This is a genomic window from Pseudomonas baetica, from assembly GCF_051216495.1.
Classification (GTDB): Bacteria; Pseudomonadota; Gammaproteobacteria; order Pseudomonadales; family Pseudomonadaceae; genus Aquipseudomonas; species Aquipseudomonas baetica_B.
In genome coordinates this window covers 245,761-267,949 of record NZ_JBPKAM010000001.1, presented here as the reverse complement: position 1 = coordinate 267,949, position 22,189 = coordinate 245,761, and the positions used below count along the sequence as shown (strand labels likewise).

The 22,189-nt window shown below is 54.2% G+C and carries 15 protein-coding genes and 2 pseudogenes; 16 read left to right on the top strand and 1 reads right to left on the bottom strand.

Annotated features, from left to right (window positions below; all coding sequences use genetic code 11):
- Positions 1-10: 10 nt before the first annotated feature.
- The 3 genes from ACSFE6_RS01260 to ACSFE6_RS01250 are packed head-to-tail and all read left to right on the top strand — an operon-like array spanning position 11 to position 2,987.
- The gene (locus tag ACSFE6_RS01260) at positions 11-1,195 is read left to right on the top strand and encodes an acyl-CoA dehydrogenase family protein (RefSeq protein ID WP_435425927.1); all 1,185 of its coding nucleotides are present in this window, start codon (positions 11-13) and stop codon (positions 1,193-1,195) included.
- The gene (locus ACSFE6_RS01255) at positions 1,192-1,962 is read left to right on the top strand and encodes an SDR family NAD(P)-dependent oxidoreductase (RefSeq protein ID WP_435425926.1); all 771 of its coding nucleotides are present in this window, start codon (positions 1,192-1,194) and stop codon (positions 1,960-1,962) included. The genes ACSFE6_RS01260 and ACSFE6_RS01255 overlap by 4 nt, the downstream gene beginning before the upstream one ends.
- Entirely contained in the window at positions 1,959-2,987 is a 1,029-nt protein-coding gene (locus ACSFE6_RS01250) for a phosphotransferase (RefSeq protein WP_435425925.1), read from the top strand. Before ACSFE6_RS01255 ends, ACSFE6_RS01250 begins: the two co-directional genes overlap by 4 nt.
- 90 nt (positions 2,988-3,077) lie before the next feature.
- On the opposite strand, the gene ACSFE6_RS01245 is transcribed toward ACSFE6_RS01250, so the two are convergent.
- Positions 3,078-4,874 carry an acyl-CoA dehydrogenase gene (locus tag ACSFE6_RS01245; protein WP_435425924.1) on the bottom strand — a complete coding sequence of 599 codons (1,797 nt, stop codon included), beginning with the start codon at positions 4,872-4,874 and terminating at the stop codon, positions 3,078-3,080.
- Between the two features lie 399 nt (positions 4,875-5,273).
- Here ACSFE6_RS01245 and ACSFE6_RS01240 point away from each other — a divergent pair, with 399 nt between their 5' ends.
- From ACSFE6_RS01240 to ACSFE6_RS01180, 13 genes and pseudogenes are all read left to right on the top strand, one after another.
- Positions 5,274-6,974 (top strand): FAD-dependent monooxygenase, encoded by a 1,701-nt coding sequence (locus ACSFE6_RS01240; protein ID WP_435425923.1) that lies wholly within the window; start codon positions 5,274-5,276, stop codon positions 6,972-6,974.
- Positions 6,971-7,852 carry an SDR family oxidoreductase gene (locus ACSFE6_RS01235; protein ID WP_435425922.1) on the top strand — a complete coding sequence of 294 codons (882 nt, stop codon included), beginning with the start codon at positions 6,971-6,973 and terminating at the stop codon, positions 7,850-7,852. Before ACSFE6_RS01240 ends, ACSFE6_RS01235 begins: the two co-directional genes overlap by 4 nt.
- A gap of 165 nt (positions 7,853-8,017) precedes the next feature.
- A complete protein-coding gene (locus ACSFE6_RS01230; RefSeq protein ID WP_435425921.1) occupies positions 8,018-9,130 on the top strand; it encodes an alcohol dehydrogenase catalytic domain-containing protein in 1,113 nt (370 codons plus the stop codon).
- A gap of 20 nt (positions 9,131-9,150) precedes the next feature.
- Positions 9,151-9,693 carry a cupin domain-containing protein gene (locus ACSFE6_RS01225; RefSeq protein ID WP_435425920.1) on the top strand — a complete coding sequence of 181 codons (543 nt, stop codon included), beginning with the start codon at positions 9,151-9,153 and terminating at the stop codon, positions 9,691-9,693.
- A gap of 177 nt (positions 9,694-9,870) precedes the next feature.
- Positions 9,871-11,517: an AMP-binding protein gene (locus ACSFE6_RS01220; protein ID WP_435425919.1), complete on the top strand. Its 1,647-nt coding sequence runs from the start codon at positions 9,871-9,873 to the stop codon at positions 11,515-11,517.
- Between the two features lie 154 nt (positions 11,518-11,671).
- A complete protein-coding gene (locus ACSFE6_RS01215; protein WP_435425918.1) occupies positions 11,672-12,799 on the top strand; it encodes an OmpP1/FadL family transporter in 1,128 nt (375 codons plus the stop codon).
- 159 nt (positions 12,800-12,958) lie between these two features.
- Positions 12,959-14,536 carry a Re/Si-specific NAD(P)(+) transhydrogenase subunit alpha gene (locus ACSFE6_RS01210; protein WP_435425917.1) on the top strand — a complete coding sequence of 526 codons (1,578 nt, stop codon included), beginning with the start codon at positions 12,959-12,961 and terminating at the stop codon, positions 14,534-14,536.
- A gap of 11 nt (positions 14,537-14,547) precedes the next feature.
- Positions 14,548-15,954, top strand: coding sequence for an NAD(P)(+) transhydrogenase (Re/Si-specific) subunit beta (locus tag ACSFE6_RS01205; protein WP_435425916.1), 1,407 nt, complete (start codon positions 14,548-14,550; stop codon positions 15,952-15,954).
- A gap of 46 nt (positions 15,955-16,000) precedes the next feature.
- The gene (bktB, locus tag ACSFE6_RS01200) at positions 16,001-17,272 is read left to right on the top strand and encodes a beta-ketothiolase BktB (protein ID WP_435425915.1); all 1,272 of its coding nucleotides are present in this window, start codon (positions 16,001-16,003) and stop codon (positions 17,270-17,272) included.
- 129 nt (positions 17,273-17,401) lie between these two features.
- On the top strand, positions 17,402-18,127 hold the full coding sequence (locus tag ACSFE6_RS01195; RefSeq protein ID WP_435425914.1) for an enoyl-CoA hydratase-related protein: 726 nt from the start codon (positions 17,402-17,404) through the stop codon (positions 18,125-18,127).
- Between the two features lie 166 nt (positions 18,128-18,293).
- A pseudogene (locus ACSFE6_RS01190) lies at positions 18,294-19,316 on the top strand (PAS domain-containing protein); the annotation flags it as partial.
- Positions 19,311-19,607: pseudogene (locus ACSFE6_RS01185) on the top strand (methyl-accepting chemotaxis protein); the annotation flags it as partial. The pseudogenes ACSFE6_RS01190 and ACSFE6_RS01185, both read left to right, overlap by 6 nt.
- 398 nt (positions 19,608-20,005) lie before the next feature.
- Positions 20,006-21,832 (top strand): amidohydrolase, encoded by a 1,827-nt coding sequence (locus ACSFE6_RS01180; RefSeq protein ID WP_435425913.1) that lies wholly within the window; start codon positions 20,006-20,008, stop codon positions 21,830-21,832.
- Positions 21,833-22,189: the final 357 nt, after the last annotated feature.

Here is a 22,189-nt window from a genome sequence, read left to right as displayed (position 1 = left end):
GGATGACATGATGAACTTTAATCTATCCCCTGAGCTTGAAAGCCTGCGTGATCACACGCGGCGATTCATTGCTGACAAGATCATTCCTTTTGAAAATGATCCACGCCAAGGCGCGCATGGTCCAAGCGCAGATTTGCGCCGAGATCTGGTCGAACTGGCCCGCGCCGAAGGACTTTTGACGCCACATGCAGGTAAAGAGCTGGGCGGTTTGGGTCTCAGCCACATTGAAAAGGCGGTGGTATTTGAAGAGGCTGGCTATTCATGGCTCGGCCCCACTGCAATGAATATTCACGCACCCGATGAGGGCAATATTCACTTGATGGAGGCGGTTGCTACACAGGAACAAAAGGAACGTTGGTTGCGCCCGCAAGTCGCGGGGCAAACTCGCTCTTGTTTTGCGATGACCGAGCCTTCCCCTGGGGCGGGGGCAGATCCAAGCATGCTCCAGACCAGTGCTGTTCGCGATGGCGATACCTTCATCATCAATGGTTTGAAATGGCTGATCACCGGTGCTGATGGCGCCGATTACGTCATCATCATGGCTCGAACGGAGGGTGGTGATGCGACGATGTTTCTGAGTGATATGGACGCCGATGGCATTACGCTAGAACGCAAGATGGATGCGATGGATCGTTGCTTCACCGGTGGGCATGGTGTTTTACGTTTTAGTAACCTACGGGTGCCTGCGGCAAACGTCCTTGGGGAAGTTGGCAAAGGATTTCGCTATGCCCAAGTCCGTCTGGCACCTGCTCGTCTAACCCATTGCATGCGCTGGCTCGGACAAGCACGCCGCGCTCATGATCTGGCAGTGGAATATGCAAGCCGCCGCGAAGCCTTTGGCAGGCCACTTGGCAAGCATGAAGGCGTGGGATTCATGTTGGCCGACAACGACATGGACCTTCAAACCGCCCGGCTTCACATCTGGCATACCGCCTGGATGATGGATCAAGGTCACCAATGCAATTTTGAATCAAGCCGGGCAAAAGTGGTTTGCTCAGAGGCTGAATGGCGCGTGGTTGATCGTGCGGTGCAGATCCTGGGGGGGCAAGGTATGACTGGTGAAACCGCCGCCATGCGCATCTTCACCGATATGCGTGCATTCCGTATCTATGATGGCCCGAATGAAGTGCATCGCTGGAGTATGGCGCGCAAGATCATCAAGGCATTTGAAGATGCGAAGGAGTCGACGCAATGAGCGGATCTGATCGTTTCTCTCTGCTTGGCAAGCAAGCTTTAGTGACTGGCGCATCAAGTGGTCTGGGCGATCACTTCGCTCGGCTTCTCGCGGCTCAGGGCGCACGAGTGGTTGTGGCTGCACGCAGCGTGGAAAAGCTTAAAGCATTGGTCAGCGAAATCTCGGAGAGTGGGGGAGAGGCTCGTGCAGTGGCCTTGGATGTAACCGATCCGGCCAGCGTAAACCAATGCTTTGACGAAATTGCCGACTGGGGTGTGCCGGACGTTGTAGTCAACAACGCTGGCGTCACTGTTACCCAATCCGCCCTCAAGCAAACTCCGGCTGACTTTGACCTGGTGATGGATACCAACCTCAAAGGAGCCTGGCTCGTCGCCACAGAGGCAGCCCGGCGCATGGTGTCTGTCGGGCGTGCTGGCAGTATCGTCAACATTGCCTCAATTCTGGGGGAGCGGGTAGCCGGTGGCGTTGCGCCTTATGCGATTTCCAAGGCGGGCGTTATTCAGGCCACCAAGGCATTGGCGCTAGAGTTGGCGCGTTATGACATTCGAGTCAACGCACTCCTGCCTGGTTATGTCATCACAGCTCTCAATCGTGATTTTTTGCTCGGGGAGCAGGGGGACAAACTTCGGTCACGTATTCCAAGTCGTCGCTTTGTAGAGCTGGCAGATTTAGATGGCCCACTTTTGCTCCTTGCCAGTGATGCAGGTGCCTCGATAACGGGAGCAACGCTGCCGGTAGATGCAGGTCATCTGGTGAGTACGCTATGACTAAGACACTTAATATCCCCGCATTGCAATCCTATCTGTCGGGTCAGGGGCTTGCGGCAGATGGTTTGATCGCTGTTCCGCTCACAGGTGGGCAGTCCAATCCGACCTTTTGCCTTGAAACCAAAACCCGAAAATACGTACTTCGCAAAAGACCCGAAGGCAAGCTATTGCCGGGAGCACATGCGGTCGACCGTGAATATCGTGTCATGCGGGCTCTGGGTGAAACAAGCATTCCGGTACCAGAGATGCTGGCCTTTTGCGAGGACGAGAGCATTCTGGGAGCGCAGTTTTACCTAATGGAATTCCTTGCTGGGCGGGTGATTACTGATCAGTCTTTGCCTGGGATGTCTGCGCATGAGCGCGTTGCGATCTATCGGGAGATGAATAGTCTGATCGCGCGTCTTCATGCGGTTGATTACCGCGCGATTGGACTTGAGACCTACGGCGTGGCGGGCAACTACATCGAACGGCAAGTTCGTCGTTGGTCGCGTCAATGCAGCGAGGCTACTGTGCCGATCACCGCGGATATGCGGCGTTTGATGGATTGGCTGCCGGAGCACGTTCCCGCCGACGATGAAACAACCCTGGTTCATGGCGATTTTCGACTGGATAATCTCGTGTTGCATCCGACTGAGCCCAAGGCGATTGGCATCCTCGACTGGGAGCTGTCCACCTTGGGAGATCCACTGGCGGATTTTTCCTATCACTGTATGGGATGGCACATTCCCCCCACGCTTTGGCGCGGGATCGCAGGGCTGAATCTTGCCAAGCTCGGAATACCTGATGAGTCCGATTACGTGCGCAAGTACGTCTTGGCGACTGGTCGCCAGCGTGCGCTCGAGCACTGGGATTTCTACATGGCGTTCAACTTGTTTCGGATGGCAGCAATCCTGCACGGGATTGCCCAGCGCGCTGCAGACGGAACAGCAGCAGCGAAGGATGCCACTCAGACTGGGGCTAAAGCGGGTCCGCTTGCGGCGATCGCTTGGCAATGTGCATTGCGCTATGAGGCGTCGCGTAAATAGTCTGGTATTTGGTTTGGCCGATGCATGAAACACGTTTGATGCCATCTTTCGTGCTTCTGCATCGGCCGCTTTGTTTTGAATATCGGAACCTCAAAGCGTGTTTGGGTTTGCCCTGAATGGAATGAGGTTCGGGGTCTCTAACAGGTCCATCTGGCGATCTGTTTGTGGCAATTCCCATTCAAGGTAATAACGTGCCGCTGTCAGTTTGCCCTCGTAATAGAGTGCATCGTTTTGCGTTGTATCTTTCTTTTCTTGGGCCACCACTGCTTGCTTCAACCAGAGCCAGGCCACACAGACGCGACCGAATACGTCGAGGTAAATGGTTGCATTGGCCAAGGCCTCGTCAGCTTCCTCGGCATAGCGCTCAAGCAAGTCTTGGGTGAGGCGGATCAGGCGCTCCAATCGTTTTTTGAGATCGCGCGCCAATCCTGGGAGATCTTGGTCCGAGCGTTCCGCTGCCTCGATCGTTGAAGTTACTTGGGCGGCAAATGCATTGACTGCAGCTCCTCCAGAAATTCGTACTTTCCTGCTGAGAATATCCAGTCCATGAATGGCCTCGGCGCCCTCGTGGATTGGGTTGATCCGCTGGTCGCGGTACAGCTGTTCGACGATATACTCCCTCGTATAACCCGCTCCTCCCAATATCTGGATTGCTTGATCGTTCGATGCGCAGCCGTATTTTGCGGACCACGATTTGACAATGGGTGTCATCAGGTCAAGCAATAGGCCTGAGCGCTTGCGTTCTTCAATATCTGGATGTGTATGTTGGTCCTCAAACAGGGACGCGGCAAAAAAACACAGTGCCAGTGCTCCTTCGGAATAGCATTTCTGCATCAGGAGCAGACGGCGCACGTCTGCGTGTTCGGTCAGCATTACTTGCGGCGATTTCGGGTCCTTGCTAGACGGCAGCCGGCCTTGCGGACGTTCACTCGCATAATGCAGCGAATAGAGAAAACCCCGATAAGCCAGTGCGGCGCTGATGATACCCACACCAATCCGTGCTTCATTCATCATCTGAAACATGGCTGCCAGCCCCTTACCTTCTTCTCCTACCAGCCAGCCGACTGCCCCCCCGTTATCGCCAAAACTAAGGGCGGTAGTGGGCGAGCTACGCTGTCCCATTTTGTGCAGCACACCGGCAAGGTGCACATCATTGCGCTTCGACAACTTGCCTTCATCGTCGGGAAGCCATTTGGGCGTAAGGAAGAGTGAGATGCCCGCAGCCCCTGCTGGCGCGCCCTTCGTTTTGGCGAGAACCATATGAACTATGTTGTGCGCCACATCAGAATCACCGGCGGAGATATAGATCTTTTGCCCAAAAATGAGCCAGGTTCCATCCTTTTGGGGTTCGGCTCTTGTAGTTATGTCAGCAAGTGCCGAGCCTTGCGCCGGCTCAGTTAGGGCCATGGTGCCGATGGACGCTCCGCTGACGAGCTGTGGAATCCATAGCTCCTGTTGCGCCTGCGTCCCGAAGCTACGAATCAGATTGATGACGCCCTGCGTAAGGAATGGATAGACCGCGAAACTAGTGTTGGCGCTTTGAAAATACGTCTGCACTGCCCGTGAAATGACTTCGGGTACTTGCAGTCCGCCAGCGTCGACGTCGGCGGACATGTCCATGAAGCCACCATCGCAGATCGCACGCCACGCCAAGATGACTTCAGGTGTTGAGACGACTGCGCCGTCCACCATTTGCACCTCCTTTTCGTCGCCCTTCTGATAGAAGGGCAGCAGGTAGCGTTCGGAGGCAGCGCGTGCTGAGCGCAGAATTTCATCATAAATCGTTCGGTCTTGCTCGGCGTATCTCGGGCGCGCATGGAGCGCTGTCGTATCGAGAAACTCATAAAGCAAGAATTCAATTTCTCGATCGCGGACAAATTCAGTCATTTTGGTGCCCTATGGAAGCGTGGACGGATGTGGTTGATCAATGAATTGATCAAGTCGTCGCCGGCTCCAGCGTTGCTGGAATCTGGTCTCGTTGCACTGAGCTCAGCTGCGAGAGGGTGACGACTATGAGTGCTTCATTTGTGCTAACGTTATAGCAGACGTTGTGCGCTTTCCGCTGCTAAATATTTCGGTTCTAAAGGGGGTTGTCTCTATTTTTTTTTAAATAATACTGATGTGGGGATTTTATTTTGCTTTGTTTGTGCTAACGTTAGGCATAACAAGTCAGCCGAAGGATGTCATCCTAGGACTGCTGTAGCAGTGAGCTTCAGGGCTTGCTGGTAGTCCAGGTAAGTCTGAGGCTCGGGCTAACAACAAAAACAATAGTGAGGAGACTTCTGCATGCAGAAAGCTACTATCGATGCGGACGTCGTGGTGGTCGGTGCCGGGCCTGTTGGATGTGGCCTGGCTACGGAATTGGGTCGCCGTGGCATAAAATGCATCATTGTCGAAATGACAGACGGAGTTTTCACAGATCCGCGCTTGCACGCGATTAGCATTCGAACCATGGAGTTGGTCCGTACTTGGGGTATTACTGATCAATTGCGCGGTTGCGGATGGCCGGCGGATCACCCTCAGGACGCTGCCTACCTGACCTCGCTCGTTGGGTACGAACTGGCGCGGATTCCATGGGCTGCGATTAGCAAGATGGAGCCGCCGCAAGAAAGCCCGACCTTTGCGCAGCGTTGCCCACAAAGCTGGTTCAACCCGATCCTTCATCGTTTGGCAGGCAGTTTCGATTCGGTTGAATTCCTATGGGAACATAAATTCCTGGACATGACCCAGGATGAGCATGGAGTGTCGATTGAGGTTCAACCGCTGAAGGGCGGTGATGTTTTCTCGATCCGCGCAAAATACTTGGTGGGTTGTGATGGCGCTCGTAGCGAAGTACGCCAGAAAATTGGTGTTCAATACCAGTGCTCCGGCATCTATGGGCATTCGGCTGAGGCGATTATCCAAAGTAAGGAAATCGCTGATCTTGCCCGGCCGCGCATCGGTGGTCGTTATACCGCAGTGACAAATAACGGTGTGTCAGTGACCTTGCTGCCCTATGACGGTATTGATCAATTCCGCATTGTGTTGGTTGCCGAACCAGACAAAGTCGACAAGGCGCGCATGGATGAGGCCGTCGAGCAAGTAGTCGGACAGAAGGTCGAGTTCAAATATCTGACCGAGCTTTTGCCCTGGCTGAATCGAGAGCGGACCGCAGAGCGATTCCGCGATGGGCGGGTTTTCATCGCAGGAGACGCCGCGCACACCATGCCGCCTGCTGGTGGTCACGGAATGAATACCGGAATCCTGGATGGATTTGACCTCGGATGGAAGTTGACCGGGGTGCTCCAAGGCTGGGCCGATGAAGCATTACTCGATAGCTATGAATATGATCGGAAAATGGGTGCGGCGCGGACCGCAGCCATGGCTGGTGAGCTGTATCTTGATTGGGGGAGGGTGAAGCCAACCATCGATCAGCATCTCCCGAATCTGAATCAAGAAGACGCTGAAGGTGACGCGTCGCGCAAAGTGATCGGTGAGCTGATTACGAGGGTCTTCAAGCGTGAGTACAACTCCTTGGGCACTCCGCTGGGCTACCGATACTCCGGTTCACCTGTGATTGTGGATGATGGCTCGCCCGAACCTGCTGACGATATCGTTCAGTACACCCAGGTGGCGCGCCCCGGCCACAGGCTTCCGCATGCCTGGCTAATGGATGGTCGTTCGACGCTAGACCTCGTCGATAAGGTTTACACGCTTATCGAGGTTGAGGGCGACACCCTCTCGAAGACCTTTCAAGCCGCGGCAGAAAAAAGGGGGATTCCCCTCGTCATTCATCACATCCACGATCCCCAACTAAGAGAACTTTTTGCATCACGTGCCGTTATTGTGCGCCCCGATCATCATGTGGCTTGGCGCGACAACGGTAAGGCGTTTGATGTCGACAAGGTATTTGATGTTCTGATCGGGCGAGCGAAAGTTTTGTCTTCTGATGGGGCAGATCAGATCACCAGGTTTGAATGCGTCAGCTCCGAAGAGGGTGTGGCATGAGTACCTCTAGTAAGCCCCTTGCGGGCAAGACTCTATTCATCACTGGGGCAAGTCGCGGAATTGGCCTTGCCATTGCGCTGCGCGCTGCGGCCGATGGGGCAAACGTCGCGATTGCTGCTAAAACCGCCGAACCGCATCCCAAGCTGCCAGGTACGATCTATTCGGCGGCGGAGGCCATCGAGGCGGCAGGTGGCAAGGCGCTGCCTCTCATCGTCGACGTGCGCGACGAGGATCGAGTAAAGGAAGCCGTAGCCGAAACCGCTGCACGTTTCGGTGGCATCGATGCATGCATCAACAATGCTTCAGCGATCGACCTGTCCAAGAGCTCGGACATCGCGTTGAAGCGGTTTGATCTTATCCAGCAGATCAATATGCGCGGAACATTCGTGGCCTCACGCGCTTGCATTCCGTATCTGCGTCAAAGCAGCAATCCTCATATTCTGGCGCTATCACCGCCGTTGCAGATGCGCGCCGACTGGTTCGCTCAGCACCTGCCCTACACTTTGTCCAAATATGGCATGTCGATGGTGATGTTGGGGCTGGCGCAGGAACTGCGCGAAGACGGCATTGCCTGCAATGCTTTGTGGCCCCGCACAACGGTGGCGACGGCCGCAGTCGAGTTCGCATTGGGCGGCGATGCCATGCTGCGTCAATCACGTACTCCCCAGATTATGGCGGATGCCGCCTACGCCATCCTTTGCCGCGATGCCCGCATCTTCACTGGAAATTTTGTGCTGGATGATGACGTCTTGTCAGAGGAAGGGGTGAATAATTTTGATCGCTATCGCAATGATCCAAATACCGCGCTTCTGCCTGATATTTTCGTCGATCCCAAGGATCCACTTCCTCCGGGGTCCAGATATGAGGTTAATCCATGATGCGGCTCGCTAATCACATCGTTGTGCCTGCGATGCTGCCTGGCTGGTATTTTGAGCAAGGGTTGGTGAGTGCATAACGAACGGGGTTCGCGGGAGACGAGTCTGCGGACCATAAAACAAAAGCAGTCATAACTGCCGATAAATCTGACACGGAGAAAAATAATAATGTTCAAACCAATGATGCGTGCTGCTCGCTTGCATGAACCCGGTGGTCAGTTCCAGGTCGACGAAGTACCTATGCCGCAAGTTCGTGATACTGACGTGATTGTTCAGGTGAAAGCTTCGGGTGTGATCCCGAATCTTCCCAACGTCATCCACCATTTCGCTCAATGGTTCCCGTCTTTGCCGATGGCAGAACTTCCCGCTACCTACGGTTTGGACTCTGCCGGTGTGGTCGTAGCGGTCGGAGAGCGAGTGCGTCAGGACATCAAACCGGGCGATCGGGTTTATGTGAACCCCGGCCTTTCTTGCGGAAGCTGCACAGCCTGCCGCGCTGGGCAAGATGTGAATTGCTCGGCCTATACCTTCATGGGGTATTTCGGCTTCGGTCCGGGCTCGGTTGATATGTTCAAGGACTATCCGTATGGCGGTTTCGGGGAATTCCTGACAGCGCCTGCACGTAATCTGGTAAAGCTTCCCGACAACGTCAGCTATGAGGCTGCCGCGCGATTTGGCTACATCGGCACAGCTTATTCCGGTCTGCGTAAGGCGAACCTGCAAGCCGGTCAAACAGTCATGATCGATGGTGGCACGGGCACTCTGGGTGTTGGTGCAACGATTTGCGCGCTCGCCATGGGGGCGGCAAAAATTTTTGTGACTGGTCGGAATACCGACCTCCTCGCAAGGCTCAAATCCGTCGCTCCAAACCGTATACATGCCTTGGTTGCAGGAGAAGGGGTGGTCGAAGAAATTTTGCAGAATACGCACGGCCTGGGCGTGGATGTGATCATCCAATGCTTAGGAGCCAACGCGCCTGCAAAGTCTGTGGTGACCTCCATAAAAGCGTTGCGTCGTGGGGGCATTTACGTCAACACCGGTGGCCTTTTTGAGCCACTTCCAATTGATACCGTCGATCTGATGACTCACCAGAAGTCCATCCTTGGTTCGCTTTGGTTCACTACCGCTGAAGGGCAGGCGATGGCCGATATGGCTGAGGCGGGTGTACTGAACCTGCAGGTTTTCGAGCGTCAGAGTTATTCGATTGAAAAGGTCGATGAAGCCCTTGCAGCGCTCGAAGTTCGGGACGGTGGTTTCACTAACATCGTTATTGTGCATTAACGACTGCGAGGAGAAACCTGATGGAATTTCGCCGTATTGTGACCGGGTACGATGACGCCGGAAAGTCAGTCATTTTGTCCGATGGACAGCCAGCGACCAGCCATGATTTCAACCATACCCCAGAGATGCACGTATCACTTCTCTGGACCACTGGCCCTGATCAAAGTGTGGGTAAGCCGGCAACGGACCCTACGGATTCGGTCACCTGCTGGACACCGGCGCCGGGCGGCAGCGTAGCTATGGTCGTGGTGTTTCCTCCTGACTCGGTGATGATGGCGCCGGATTTCGATCCTTTGGCTGCGGGGGGGGAGTTCCTTGGGAAACTGCCTGGTTTCGCTTGCAAGTTTGAGGCGAAAAACCCGGGCTTTCATACGACTGACACCGTCGACTATGGCATTTTGCTTGATGGCGAACTGATCATGGAGCTGGATGACGGTACGACCACCCTGGTCAAAAAGCATGACGTTATCGTTCAGAACGGCACCCGCCATGCATGGCGCAACCGTTCAGATAAGCCGGTTCCGGTACTCTTTGTGCTTGTCGGGGCAAATCGTATTTCCTGATCCGCATAGAGCGCCCGTTCGATGTGCCTGAGTCCATTCTCAAGCGGTGACTCACGGTGGAGCAGTATTTCCCCTGTTTCGGCTGCGGGCTGAGACATCGGCAATGTGAGGCTTCCAACACTGATCGGGTTGCAGGTTACAAAGCGATCATGAGCATTGCTCCAAGGAGTGAAAGCTATGGAAAAGTTTGAACACATAGTCCGGTCAGCTTTTGACGACTTTATCCCGGGCCCCGCGAACAAAATCGCGTTGACACCTATAAGCACGCTGGCGCGCGCAGCTCGTGTTTTTCCGACCAAGTCAGCCGTTATTGATGGAAACCGGTGTACTACCTACGCCGAAATGAACAGGCGCTGCCGCCAACTGGCCGATGTGCTGTGCAAATCCGGGGTAGGAGCAGGCGACGTGGTGTCGATCATGGCGCCAAATGTGCAGGCCATGATTGAGGCGCATTTTGCTGTGCCAATGTCCGGTGCAGTGCTAAACACTATCAACACACGCCTGGACACCAATGCCGTTATTGCGATACTGCGCCACGCCCAAGCGCGTGTTTTCTTTGTAGATGAAGAATTTTCAGCAGTCGCCAATGCCGTGCGAGCCGATAGCTCCCTCGATATCTTGGTCATTGATATTGTGGAAGACGATCACACTAAAGGATATGAGGCGTTCCTGGCGAAGGGAGACCCTTGTGGTGAGCTACCCGAGATCGTTGACGAAGATGCGGCCATTTCGCTGAGTTATACCTCGGGCACGACAGGCGATCCCAAAGGGGTCGTCTATTCCCATCGAGGGGCGGCACTGAATGCACTTGGCAACGCTTTGTCGATGGGGTTCGGACCAAGCAGCACCTACCTTTGGACGCTGCCGCTGTTTCATTGCAACGGCTGGACGCATTGCTGGGCCCTGGCTGTTGTCGGCGGCACTCAAGTCTGTCTGCGAAAGACCGAGCCGGCAACGGTCTTTAATCTGATAGCAAAACATAGCGTAACCCATCTGGCCGCTGCGCCTGTGGTTCTGTCGATGTTGATCCATGCTCCAGAGTCCGACCGTCGCAGATTCGATCATGTGGTGCGGATTGCTACTGGTGGCGCTGCTCCGCCAAGCGCGGTGATTAAGGCGATGGAGGATCTGGGTTTCACTGTCACCCATCTTTATGGCTTGACCGAGACCTACGGCCCGAACCTCATTTGTGAGCCGCAGAAAGAGTGGGCCAATTTACCGCTCTCAGAGCGCGCACGGCTAATGGCTCGGCAGGGCGTCCCACATCCTTTGGTCGGGGACGTTTCGGTGCGCAATCCTGATGACATGGTCCCCTTGCCCTGGGATGGCCTGACCATCGGCGAGATCATGGTGCGCGGCAATACAACGATGAAAGGTTATCTCAAGAATCCAGAAGCCACGGCCAAGGCCTTCGCAGGTGGTTGGTTCCGAACTGGTGACCTGGGGGTCACTCATCCTGATGGCTATGTTGAGATCAAGGACCGATCCAAAGACATCATCATCTCTGGCGGGGAAAACGTATCGAGCCTTGAAATCGAGGAGGTGCTCTATCTGCACCCGGACATTATGGAGGCCGCCGTAGTCGCACGCCCTGATCCTAAATGGGGCGAAACACCGATGGCATTCATCACCTTGAAGCCGAACACTGTCAGGCCTACCCCCGAAGCCCTGATCGTCTTTTGCAAGGAGCGACTGGCTGGGTACAAGACTCCCAAGCATTTTGAATTTGGAGACTTGCCCAAGACACTCACGGGAAAGATCCAGAAAAATATCCTACGTGAACGCGTAGCGGAATTAATTAACGAGGAGAGTACTGTCCATTAAAACCGAACATTGTCTTGCCTGAGTTTTCGAATACTTTGGGTCATATGAAAAAATAATCGAGCTTCCGGCTTAGATCGCGATGCGTCGGCTGTTGCGTCCTAGAAAATAACCCAATTGCACTACCTGAATAAAAATAATAATTAGAGGGTGAATCATGAAAGTTAAATACCTGGCCACAAGTTGCGCGGCGGTTCTGCTACCTATTCTGGGTGGTGAAGCTAGCGCAGTGAACGGATTGCAATTGACCGGTTATGGAAGTAAGGCCCAAGGAATGGGGGGTGCCTCTATCGCTTTTCCACAAGATGCCATGGCCGCGGCGAATAACCCCGCAGGGATGGCTTATGTCGGGGACCAACTTTATCTTGGTACGCAAGCGCTTTGGGATCATACGGATAGTCGTAGTGGACCGATGACAAACCATGGTGCGGGCGTCAGTTTTACCCCGGAGATTGGTTACAACCATGATCTCAATGAACAGTGGACGATAGGTATTTCAAACGCCTCCAATGGCGCCGGTTTTGAGTATGACAACAATATTGCTACTGGTGGAAGCGACGGAACGAAGGGAACTGTCATCACACAAATTATATTGCCGACAGTCACCTATAAACCCACCCCGGATTTGGCAATTGGCTTCTCTCTCGCTCCAGCAGTCTCGGCCATTAATCTCGAAAATTTTCCAGGAGTGACACACAAAGGGTACGAATTCGCAACGGGACTTGGCTGGCGCGCCGGGGTCCTATGGCGAGCCAATGATATCTGGTCGTTCGGCGCCATGTATGGCTCAAAAATCAAAATGGGTTCCTTCGATGGTTACGGCGAACAAGCTCTCGCCGGCACTAACGGCGCGTTGGATGTGCCGGAGCAATATGGGATTGGCGTTGCTGTTAACTTAACCCCTAAGCTCACGCTGGCTGCCGATTTTCTTCGAATTCGATGGGGGGATACGCAGTTTGCCCCCTTGTTTGGATGGAACGATCAAAAGGTTCGGAGGATCGGGCTTAACTATGCAGTGAATGATAGTTGGGCAGTTCGTGCCGGTGTAAGTTACGCGAATCGTACATTTGATTCTGACGATACGGTAAGGAATCTTATGTTGGTTGCGATCAATTCGAAAGCAGCCTCCATCGGGGCAACGAAAACCTTTTCCGATGGTGACGAATTAACATTTGGCGTGGAATACACTTTTGACTCGCCCGCAGTTGGAACTGGCGTGAGTGCGGGCAATAAAATCGATACGGATTTGATCGTGGCATCAGTTGGATACAGTTTTCATTTTTAGCTTGGCGGTGATCTGAATAGGCCTTATTTGAAGGCAAACGAAAAGACTGATGACAGTTTTTACCTGGCTTTTCTTATCAAGAACGCGCGCTCAGCAGCTTTCGGGTTCTCCGAAAACGCTTTGTGTCGCGGTTTTTAAATGTACTCGGAGAGTTAAATAATGAATTTGAATCCGATGCGAATAGGTGTTCCGAAGGAGATAGACGAAGGGGAAGCGCGCGTGGCACTGACCCCGGAAGTCGCCAGGCAGTTGAAGACGCTAGGCTTCAGTTTGGCCATTGAAACCGGCGCCGGTGCACTGGCCAATTTCGACGATGATCAGTTTCGTGAAGCGGGCGTGGAGATTATCGAAGATCCGAAAGAGCTGTGGCGCACATCCGATATCGTCATGAAGGTACGCCCACCGACTGAGCATCCGGAATTGGGCTTTTATGGTGTCGAGCTTCTGGGCAAGGGGCAAACCTTGATCAGCTTCCTGTATCCGGCCCAGAACCCCGAGATGCTAAAAGAACTGTCCCGTCGAGGCGTCACGGCGTTGTCGATGGACTCGGTACCTCGTATTTCCCGCGCTCAGAAAATGGATGCCCTGAGCTCCATGGCCAACATCGCCGGCTACCGTGCCGTAGTCGAGGCAGCACAGCACTTCGGTCGCTTTTTCACCGGCCAGATCACTGCCGCCGGCAAGATCCCGCCGGCCAAGGTGCTGGTGATCGGTGCCGGTGTCGCGGGTTTGGCCGCCATCGGCACGGCCAAAAGTATGGGCGCCATTGTGCGTGCGTTCGACACTCGTCCCGAGGTCAAAGAGCAAGTCGAGAGTATGGACGGCGAGTTCTTGATGCTCAATTTCGAGGGGGAGGACGGCAGCGGCCAAGGCGGTTACGCCAAGACCATGAGCCCAGAATTCATCAAAGCTGAAATGGAGTTGTTCGCTGAGCAGGCCAAGGATGTCGACATCATCATCACCACCGCCCTGATCCCGGGAAAACCTGCCCCTGAGTTGATCACCGAGGAAATGGTTTCCAGCATGAAGCGGGGTAGCGTCATCGTCGATCTGGCGGCGGAGGCGGGTGGTAACTGCAAACTGACGGTCGCCAACGAGGTAGTTGTAAGGCACGGCGTCACCTTGATCGGTTACACCAATCTACCCAGCCGCTTGGCAGCGCAGTCCAGCCAGTTGTATGCCACCAACCTGCGCCACTTGCTGACTGAGCTGTGCCCTGAGAAGAACGGTGAGATTTTCGTCAATATGAATGACGAAGTGATCCGGGGTGCAACGGTAGTCAAGGAGGGTCTAGTGACCTGGCCACCGCCCGCACCGCGCCTGTCGGTCGCCCCCAAGGTTGATACGAACAATAAGGCCAGCGCAGTACTGCAAAAAGCCGAACCCAAGCCGGCAAGTCCGCTGACATTTCTTGCGCCGCTAGCACTGGCAGGCATTGCGCTGTTAGGTCTTGGCTCAGTGGCACCGCCGGCGTTCATGGCCCACCTGACAGTGTTCATGCTGTCCTGCTTTGTCGGTTACATGGTGATCTGGGGCGTATCCCATTCGCTGCACACACCCCTGATGAGCCTCACCAACGCGATCAGTAGCATCATCGTCATCGGCGCGCTGATTCAGATATCCAGTAACAGTCAGCCGGTGGTGATACTTGCGGCGTTGGCCGTATTTCTCACCAGCATCAATATCGTCGGTGGCTTCGCCGTTACCCAGCGAATGCTGCGGATGTTCCGCAAATAAGGTTCCCTAAGATGAATACAGGTGTCATCACAGCTTCATACATCGGTGCCAGCGCACTCTTCATCCTGGCCCTGGGCGGTCTGCGCCATCAGGAAAGTGCGCGTCGGGGCAACCTTTACGGGATGTTGGGTACGGGCCTGGCGATGGCCGTCACCGTCTTCGGCTTGGTGACCCATAATCAATACTTCCTGATCGGCGGTATGGTCGCAGGCGGGGGTATCGGCTGGTATCTGGCAAAAAAAGTCGAAATGACTCAGATGCCGGAGTTGGTTGCGATCCTTCATAGCCTGGTCGGCTTGGCAGCGGTTTTGGTCGGGTATGCCAACGCGCTGGACCATGGCAGTGTCATTAACAATGTCGAGAAGACCATCCATGATGTCGAGACCTACGTAGGCATTCTGATTGGTGCAGTGACTTTCTCCGGTTCTGTTGCCGCCTACCTTAAGCTCAGCGCCAGAATCAGTGGCAAGCCGCTGCAGCTTCCGGGCCGTCATCTATTCAATGCGGGCATGGCCGTGCTGGCGATCCTGTTCGGGATGTTCTTCATCGAAGGCTCAGTCGCAGGTGATGGTTTAGTCTGGTTGGTGCTGATGACCCTGGTCGCACTGGTATTTGGTGTACATATGGTCGTCGCGATCGGCGGCGCTGACATGCCGGTGGTGGTATCGATGCTCAACAGCTATTCCGGCTGGGCCGCGGCAGCTATGGGCTTCATGCTCGGCAATGATTTGCTGATTGTGGTCGGCGCCCTGGTGGGTTCAAGCGGTGCCATTCTCAGCTACATCATGTGCAAGGCGATGAATCGCAAGTTCATCAACGTCATCCTCGGTGGCTTCGGTTCCGGCTCAAGCAAGGGCGGTGGCTCGGCGAGTCCGGCAGGCGTAGCCGGCGAGGTTCAGGCAATCGATGCCCAAGAGACGGCCGATCTGTTGGGAGGCGCCAAGAATGTGATGATCTTGCCTGGCTATGGTATGGCCGTTGCCCAGGCGCAGCATAGCGTGTACGAGATTGCCAAGAAACTACGTGAGAATGGCGTCAAGGTACGCTTTGGTATTCACCCCGTGGCCGGCCGTATGCCGGGCCACATGAACGTTCTACTCGCAGAAGCCAAGGTGCCCTACGACATAGTTTACGAAATGGATGAGATCAACGAAGACTTCTCCAACGTGGATGTCTCGATCGTGATCGGTGCCAACGATATCGTTAATCCGGCGGCGCAAGAAGAGGCTGACAGTCCCATCGCCGGGATGCCGGTGCTGGAGCCCTGGAAAGGAAAAAACACGATCGTGCTCAAGCGTGGCATGAGCTCCGGCTACGCTGGTGTCGATAATCCACTGTTCTATAAAAACAACACACGCATGCTATTCGGTGATGCCAAGGACAGTGTTGATGCAGTGCTGAAACTATTGAACTTCTGAGTATTTTTCTTGCTGCATCGAGACTCCAAAGAGTGAAATTTGGGACTTGGCAGTTGGGCAGTACGGGGGTCGTTATAAAGTTGTTCATGTCGATTTTTTAGCCGACCGACGTTGGTGCACCGAGGAATTTATTCATGAAAATGCATTAGGTGGTGGTACTGAGTGGAGTACGCACAGTATCGGTACATTGGGTGGAATCCTCAAAGCGGAGCCGCCTGGTGAGCTCGCTGGGCTCGTAGTGCGTGAAGCGGTCGCGCGTGCAGGTATCGCAACTGAAGCAGTCGGGCACTGTGTATTTGGCCATGTCATTTACACTGAGGCTTCTGATGCATACATGGCGCGAGTGGCTGCCCTTAAGAGTGGACTGGCGCACATAACACCCGCTGTCACTGTCAATCGCCTGTGCGGCAGTGGCCTGCAGGCGGTGATTCTCGCTGCCCAGCAGATAGAGACCGGCGTTTGTAGTGTTGCGGTGGCGGGTGGTGCGGAAAATATGAGTCGCGCGCCTTACTGGGTACCCAACGCCCGTTTTGGTTACCGAATGGGTGATGGTCAATTGGTAGATGCCATGGTGGGAGTGCTGCACTGCCCGTTCGAAAATGTGCATATGGGGATGACTGCAGAAAACTTTGCGCAAAAGTGGACCATCAGCCGCCAGGAACAGTATCAAGCAGCATACGAAATCCACAATCGCGCCCAGCGCGCCATTAAGCAAGGCTTTTTCAAAGAGCAGATCGTGCCAGTCGAATTGAAGTCCCGCAAAGGGGTAACGCTGTTCGATACGGATGAACATGTTCGCCATAACGGTCCGGTAGAAGATATGGCTGCGCTCAAGCCGGTATTCAAACGGGATGGAACAGTCACTGCCGGTAACGCCTCCAGCCTCAACGATGCGGCTGCGGCGCTGGTGTTGATGGAGCGGGGGAAGGCTGAGACACGGGGGCTTAAGCCCATGGCCAGATTGGTGGGTCATAGCTTTGCGGGAGTGGATCCTAAATACATGGGTATTGGACCGGTGCCGGCTATCCGACAGGTGCTGGAAAGCGCCAACCTAATGGTGAGCGATATCGATCTATGGGAAGTCAATGAGGCGTTTGCCGCCCAGGCATTGGCGTTGGCAAAAGAATTGGGTATTCCCGGTGACAAATTCAACCCCAACGGCAGCGGCATCTCGCTTGGTGATCCTATCGGTGCCACGGGCGCGGTAATTACCGTGAAGGCTTTGCACGAGTTGGTGCGCATTAAGGGGCGCTACGCGGTGGTTAGCCTTTGTATCGGTGGTGGACAAGGCATTGCCGCGCTGTCTGAGCGTCTCTAAACAAAATTGGTTGGCAGTTGGGGCGGCAAGAGTAATCCGTTGAACGCTGGTGGCCATCGATGGCACGGAGTGATTCACCCACTAATCGAAGGTGCGATAAAACGGAATGGACGAGCTTATTCAAAGCGAATGCATTGGAAAAATACTTTCGATCACCCTCAACCGAGCGGGAAAAAAAACGCTCTCAGTACGGCAATGTACGAAGCGTTGACCCGTCTATTCGTGCAGGGTGATAAGGACGATACAGTCGTAGTCATTCATATTACCGGCACCGGTGACAGTTTTTGCGCTGGCAACGATATTGGCGATTTTTTGGCGGCGGTGCGGCGTGGGGCTTTGGATAGCCCTGCACGCCTGTTCTTGCAGCAGTTGAACCGTCAGAGAAAGCCGGTGGTAGCAGCAGTGAATGGGATTGCAGTAGGCATTGGGGTAACGATGCTACTCCATTTTGATTTTGTTTACGCAGCAACCGACGCGCGTTTCCGACTTCCATTCGTGGACCTTGGCCTGGTACCCGAAGGCGGGAGCAGCGCGCTGCTCCCCTTGATGTTGGGCCATCGGCGCGCATCGGAGCTGCTGATGACCGGAAGCGGCTTCGATGCTGCGAGTGCCGAGCGATTGGGGATTGTTAATGCCGTTTTGTCGACGGAACAACTGATTGTTCGAAGCTGGGCAATGGCAGAGTTGCTGGCTGGAAAACCGCCCCTCGCATTACAGCAGACCAAAGCGATGATGAAATTGAACCCAGGACAGCCCCTTGGCAAGGTCATCGACAGCGAAGTCGATCAATTCATGGACTGTCTTCGCGCGAGTGAAGCACAACGCGCTCTTCGCACGCTTATGGGCGGTGACTAGTGAGCGGGGCCATTCGCGCCTGCCCCGCGAGGCTACTGTTCCAGGGATTATTGAAGATAGTGAGCTGCCCTCAGCAAAATCCCGGCTACATCTATACATAAAATCTGTGCTGTGACGATATGACAAGTACCTGTAGGTGCTTTAGAACTCATCCAATAAGAAGAGCATGCCCACAATGTTCAGTCTTCCAGGTTCGCGCGGTGATCGAAAAACTCGCCTGCAGCTCATAGCTGCCTTAGAGGGAAAGCAAGACCAACCCGAGTTCCGCGCAAGCGCCAGGGATCAAGAACTCAAGCGCGCATGGGAGAGCGCAGCCAATAGAGAAAAGGGACTGCTGGCACACGTCAGTTTATTGGAAGCTGAGCTTGAGGCAGTTCGCGCGCTATTGTCAGCAGCGGAGAACAAGATTGAAGCTCAAAGGGAGCGTTTTGACCTTATCAACCGTGCGTCCAACGAAGGTCTGTGGGACGTGGAGGTGGTCGGTGGTGATCCGATGAGCCCGAACAACATCTGCTGGATGTCACAGACTTTGCGTGAGTTGCTGGGTTTTAGTGACGAGCGCGAATTTCCCAATGCCATATCCAGCTGGTCTGATCGCATGCACCCAGATGACAGACTAACCGCGTTTGAGGCGTTTGGCCGACACTTGAATGATAAGTCCGGGAAGACACCGTATCGCGTGAATATCCGCATGGCATTGAAGGGCGGTGGGTACCGCTGGTTCTTCTCACAAGGCGAAACGCTGCGCGACCTGCAAGGCGTGCCTCTCCGGATCGCCGGATCGATACGGGATATTCATGATGACTGGGAGCGCGAAAGAGCGCTGGATGTGACCCTTACCCGGTTCGAGCTTTCCCGCGAGTTGCTAACCGATGGTCTATGGGACATGGAAGTGATCGCTGGCGATCCGGTTAACCCACGAAACCCTATATGGTGGTCTCTGCAATTCCGCCGCCTGCTTGGTTTTGAGACAGTCGAAGAATTTCCGGATGTACTCGAAAGCTGGACTTCACGCCTGCACCCCGAGGACAAGGAGCGCAGCCTGACGGCATTAGCTGAGCATTTGAATGACCGCACCGGCAGAGCCGCGTTCGACATTCAATATCGGCTCAAGCTCAAGAGCGGTGAGTTCCGCTGGTTCCGCGCCCGTGGCCAAACCCGTAGGGATGAGCGCGGCACACCACTGCGAGCGGTTGGTGCGCTGGTAGACATCCATTTCCAGCACGAGCAAGAACAGTTGCGCGAAACCGAAGCCAAGCATCAGCAGAAGCTGGAGCAGAACATTGCTCAGCTGACGCAAATTGTGGGCACTATCCAGAGCATTGCCAGCCAAACCAATTTGCTTGCACTCAACGCTGCTATTGAAGCAGCCCGAGCGGGCGAGGCTGGGCGCGGATTTGCGGTGGTGGCCGATGAAGTCAGGAAACTTGCAACCCGAACCACTGAAGCCACGCAGGAAGCGACCAGCATGATGAGCAAGTGATTCTGCTTCGAGGGGAAGCAGCGGCGGGGCGATGCGCGGTGGGTTTGTTTCTCTCACCAGCTGCTCTATAGGGCGCTGACTGCCAAAGCATCAATTGAGCAGCAGTCTGGCTGTTATTGCTCAACAGACAGTAATTAGTCACCTCCCGATCAGGCAGAGGCCCAACCAGGTTGCACAACATCGCTCACGATGGAGGCAACTGCTTCTATTGCACTGATGAAGATCATCTGCTCAGTGCGCATAGGCTGTGCTGTGAAGACGCGATGCCAAAACTGGATAACGGGCGCTTTTGCTGCGCTCTTACTCTCATGAGAATGACCTGCAACCCTCTTGTGTGGCCGCATGCTGGCTGACAGGTTGGTTAAATCCAGAAAGACCTTCTTCGAGGACCAGAAATGGAAAGTTCAACTCGTCGCACGCTGATTTTCGGTGGCCCTGTCTTAACTCAGAATCAGGGGCGGGAAACTCACGAAGCCATCGTTCTTGAGGGGGACTCGGTGGTTGCTACCGGAGCGTTGGCGGACATGCGCAGTTTAGCGGGGCCCGCAGCACAAAAAATTGATGTTGGTGGCGCCTGCGTTATTCCCGGCATCATTGACAACCACCCACATTTTCTTCACCTCGCCAGTTTTGATGCGATGTGTGTCGATCTGTACGATGCACGCAATCACGATGATATACGTGCGCGGATTCGAGAGCGTGCGGCAGTTACTCCCGTCAATGGTTGGATTGTCACCACCCCCGTGGGTGAACCCCATTACTTTATTCGCCGCTCTTGGCGGGACTTGCCTGAAGGGCGTCTGCCAAATCGATATGAGCTCGACGCCGCCGCGCCTGATCATCCGGTCTGGATTCAGGCCTACGCGCCACAAGTGCCGAACATCAGTGTTCTGAACTCCAAGGCATTGCAGATCCTGGGACTCGGACGAGATTTGCCCGATGTGGTGGACAATGTCTGGATTGAAAAGGACGATTCCGGTGAGTTGACCGGTATCTTCCGGGGTAGCGTGATCAATTACTACAACGACAGCGCGTTCTGGATGACCCGAGTGGTTTCGCAGATGCCACTGCCGCCCGCAGATCTTTGGTATCACGGTGCGCTGGCGGGTCAAATCAGGGCGGCCAATCAAGGGGTAACCGCATGTTATGAGGCGCATGTGATGGACGCTTCCCATATCGCTGCTTACCAGCGCGTACGTGATGAAGGTCTCCTGAGTATGCGAGTCATGTCCGCTCTTGATGTCGCCCCAACGTCCTGGGATTTAGGGCTCGGCCTAACTGACGAGAATGTGTACAAGAATTTCGAGCTGGCGATGAAACTGTCGCAAACCAGCGATCCCTTGTACCGAGTTAATGGTATGTCGCTGGCAAGGGGGGGAGGCGCCTGGTCTGGTTTTCTTAGAATCGATCAGACTTACAAGGATCCCTATGGACGTCCAACTAATGGACGTACATTCGTACCACAAAGCATTGAGCGCAACGCCATTGAATATTGCCTGCGTAACAATGTTCGATTGAACATGGTACAGGGCGGCTATCAGGATCACAGAGAGTTTCTCGAGTCCCTTGAGCCTTTCCTCTCACAATGGAATGTGCGGGAGAGGGAGTGGATCATGCAGCACAATATCCTCATCGATGAGAAAACTATCAAGCGTTATGCCGAACTGAACTTCCATCTGACCAGCAGCTTGAGCTTCTGCTGGGGCAAGGGAGATTTGTATCAGGAGCGTATTGGCGAACATGTGCTCCCGGATCTGGTGCCGATTGGTAAGATGATGGCTTCCGGTGCCAACGTCGGGCTGGGTTCTGACTGGGGGCCAACCAGTCCATTCGAGCACATGGCGCTTGCTGAGACGCGCGAATTTTCAGGTTCGGGGCGCAAGCATTCCGGCCCTGGTAACACAATCGATCGACAACAAGCATTCGACGCCTGGACGATAAACAATGCCCGACTGATGCAATGGCAAGGTATAGGTGCGCTGATGCCGGGATATAAGGCCGATATTGCCATCATCGATCAAAATATTCGGACATGCAGCCTCGACCAATTAGCCAACACGCAAGTCCTGCGTACGGTGATGGGGGGGAAGGATGTTTTTGATGCAGGTGTCATTCCTCGCTTAGACGGGGGCGAGTTATCCCTTGAGCGTTCGCGGCCGATAAAGCGCAGCGCGATGAAAGGTCATATTTGTGGTGCTAACTGCGGTCATGCACATGAATAGGGCACATTTTTAGAAGGCGATCATTTTAGAGGCAGATCGGTCGTAACTTTTCTTTATAAGGACTCGGCCGATCTTTCACCTTTACTCTTTTTTCTTCTTTATCAGTGATATGGCGAGCCCGAATTCTGGATGGGTGTACTTTGGTTACACTGCATTAAAAACGCGAATTTTCGTTACGTTTTGAGCGGGGGTAGCCGGCCGAAATGCTCTCGATATCAAAGTCGAGCCTGTTTTGGATGTTATCAAAATATCTGGATGTTTGTAGGAGTGGTGTTTTTTATAACCATGCTTCGATTTTTTGTGTTTTGATTAGCAGTTCGTCATATTAATAAATTTGGTGATGAGGTTATTGAGTTT

Excerpts from the sequence above, each read along its gene's own strand:
- ACSFE6_RS01215 (WP_435425918.1), top strand. The coding sequence starts at position 11,672 with ATGAAAGTTAAATACCTGGCCACAAGTTGCGCGGCGGTTCTGCTACCT.
- ACSFE6_RS01255 (WP_435425926.1), top strand. The coding sequence starts at position 1,192 with ATGAGCGGATCTGATCGTTTCTCTCTGCTTGGCAAGCAAGCTTTAGTG.
- ACSFE6_RS01210 (WP_435425917.1), top strand. The coding sequence starts at position 12,959 with ATGAATTTGAATCCGATGCGAATAGGTGTTCCGAAGGAGATAGACGAA.
- ACSFE6_RS01250 (WP_435425925.1), top strand. The coding sequence starts at position 1,959 with ATGACTAAGACACTTAATATCCCCGCATTGCAATCCTATCTGTCGGGT.
- ACSFE6_RS01235 (WP_435425922.1), top strand. The coding sequence starts at position 6,971 with ATGAGTACCTCTAGTAAGCCCCTTGCGGGCAAGACTCTATTCATCACT.
- ACSFE6_RS01225 (WP_435425920.1), top strand. The coding sequence starts at position 9,151 with ATGGAATTTCGCCGTATTGTGACCGGGTACGATGACGCCGGAAAGTCA.
- ACSFE6_RS01230 (WP_435425921.1), top strand. The coding sequence starts at position 8,018 with ATGTTCAAACCAATGATGCGTGCTGCTCGCTTGCATGAACCCGGTGGT.
- ACSFE6_RS01220 (WP_435425919.1), top strand. The coding sequence starts at position 9,871 with ATGGAAAAGTTTGAACACATAGTCCGGTCAGCTTTTGACGACTTTATC.
- ACSFE6_RS01205 (WP_435425916.1), top strand. The coding sequence starts at position 14,548 with ATGAATACAGGTGTCATCACAGCTTCATACATCGGTGCCAGCGCACTC.
- ACSFE6_RS01240 (WP_435425923.1), top strand. The coding sequence starts at position 5,274 with ATGCAGAAAGCTACTATCGATGCGGACGTCGTGGTGGTCGGTGCCGGG.
- ACSFE6_RS01245 (WP_435425924.1), bottom strand. The coding sequence starts at position 4,874 with ATGACTGAATTTGTCCGCGATCGAGAAATTGAATTCTTGCTTTATGAG.
- ACSFE6_RS01195 (WP_435425914.1), top strand. The coding sequence starts at position 17,402 with ATGCATTGGAAAAATACTTTCGATCACCCTCAACCGAGCGGGAAAAAA.
- ACSFE6_RS01180 (WP_435425913.1), top strand. The coding sequence starts at position 20,006 with ATGGAAAGTTCAACTCGTCGCACGCTGATTTTCGGTGGCCCTGTCTTA.
- ACSFE6_RS01260 (WP_435425927.1), top strand. The coding sequence starts at position 11 with ATGAACTTTAATCTATCCCCTGAGCTTGAAAGCCTGCGTGATCACACG.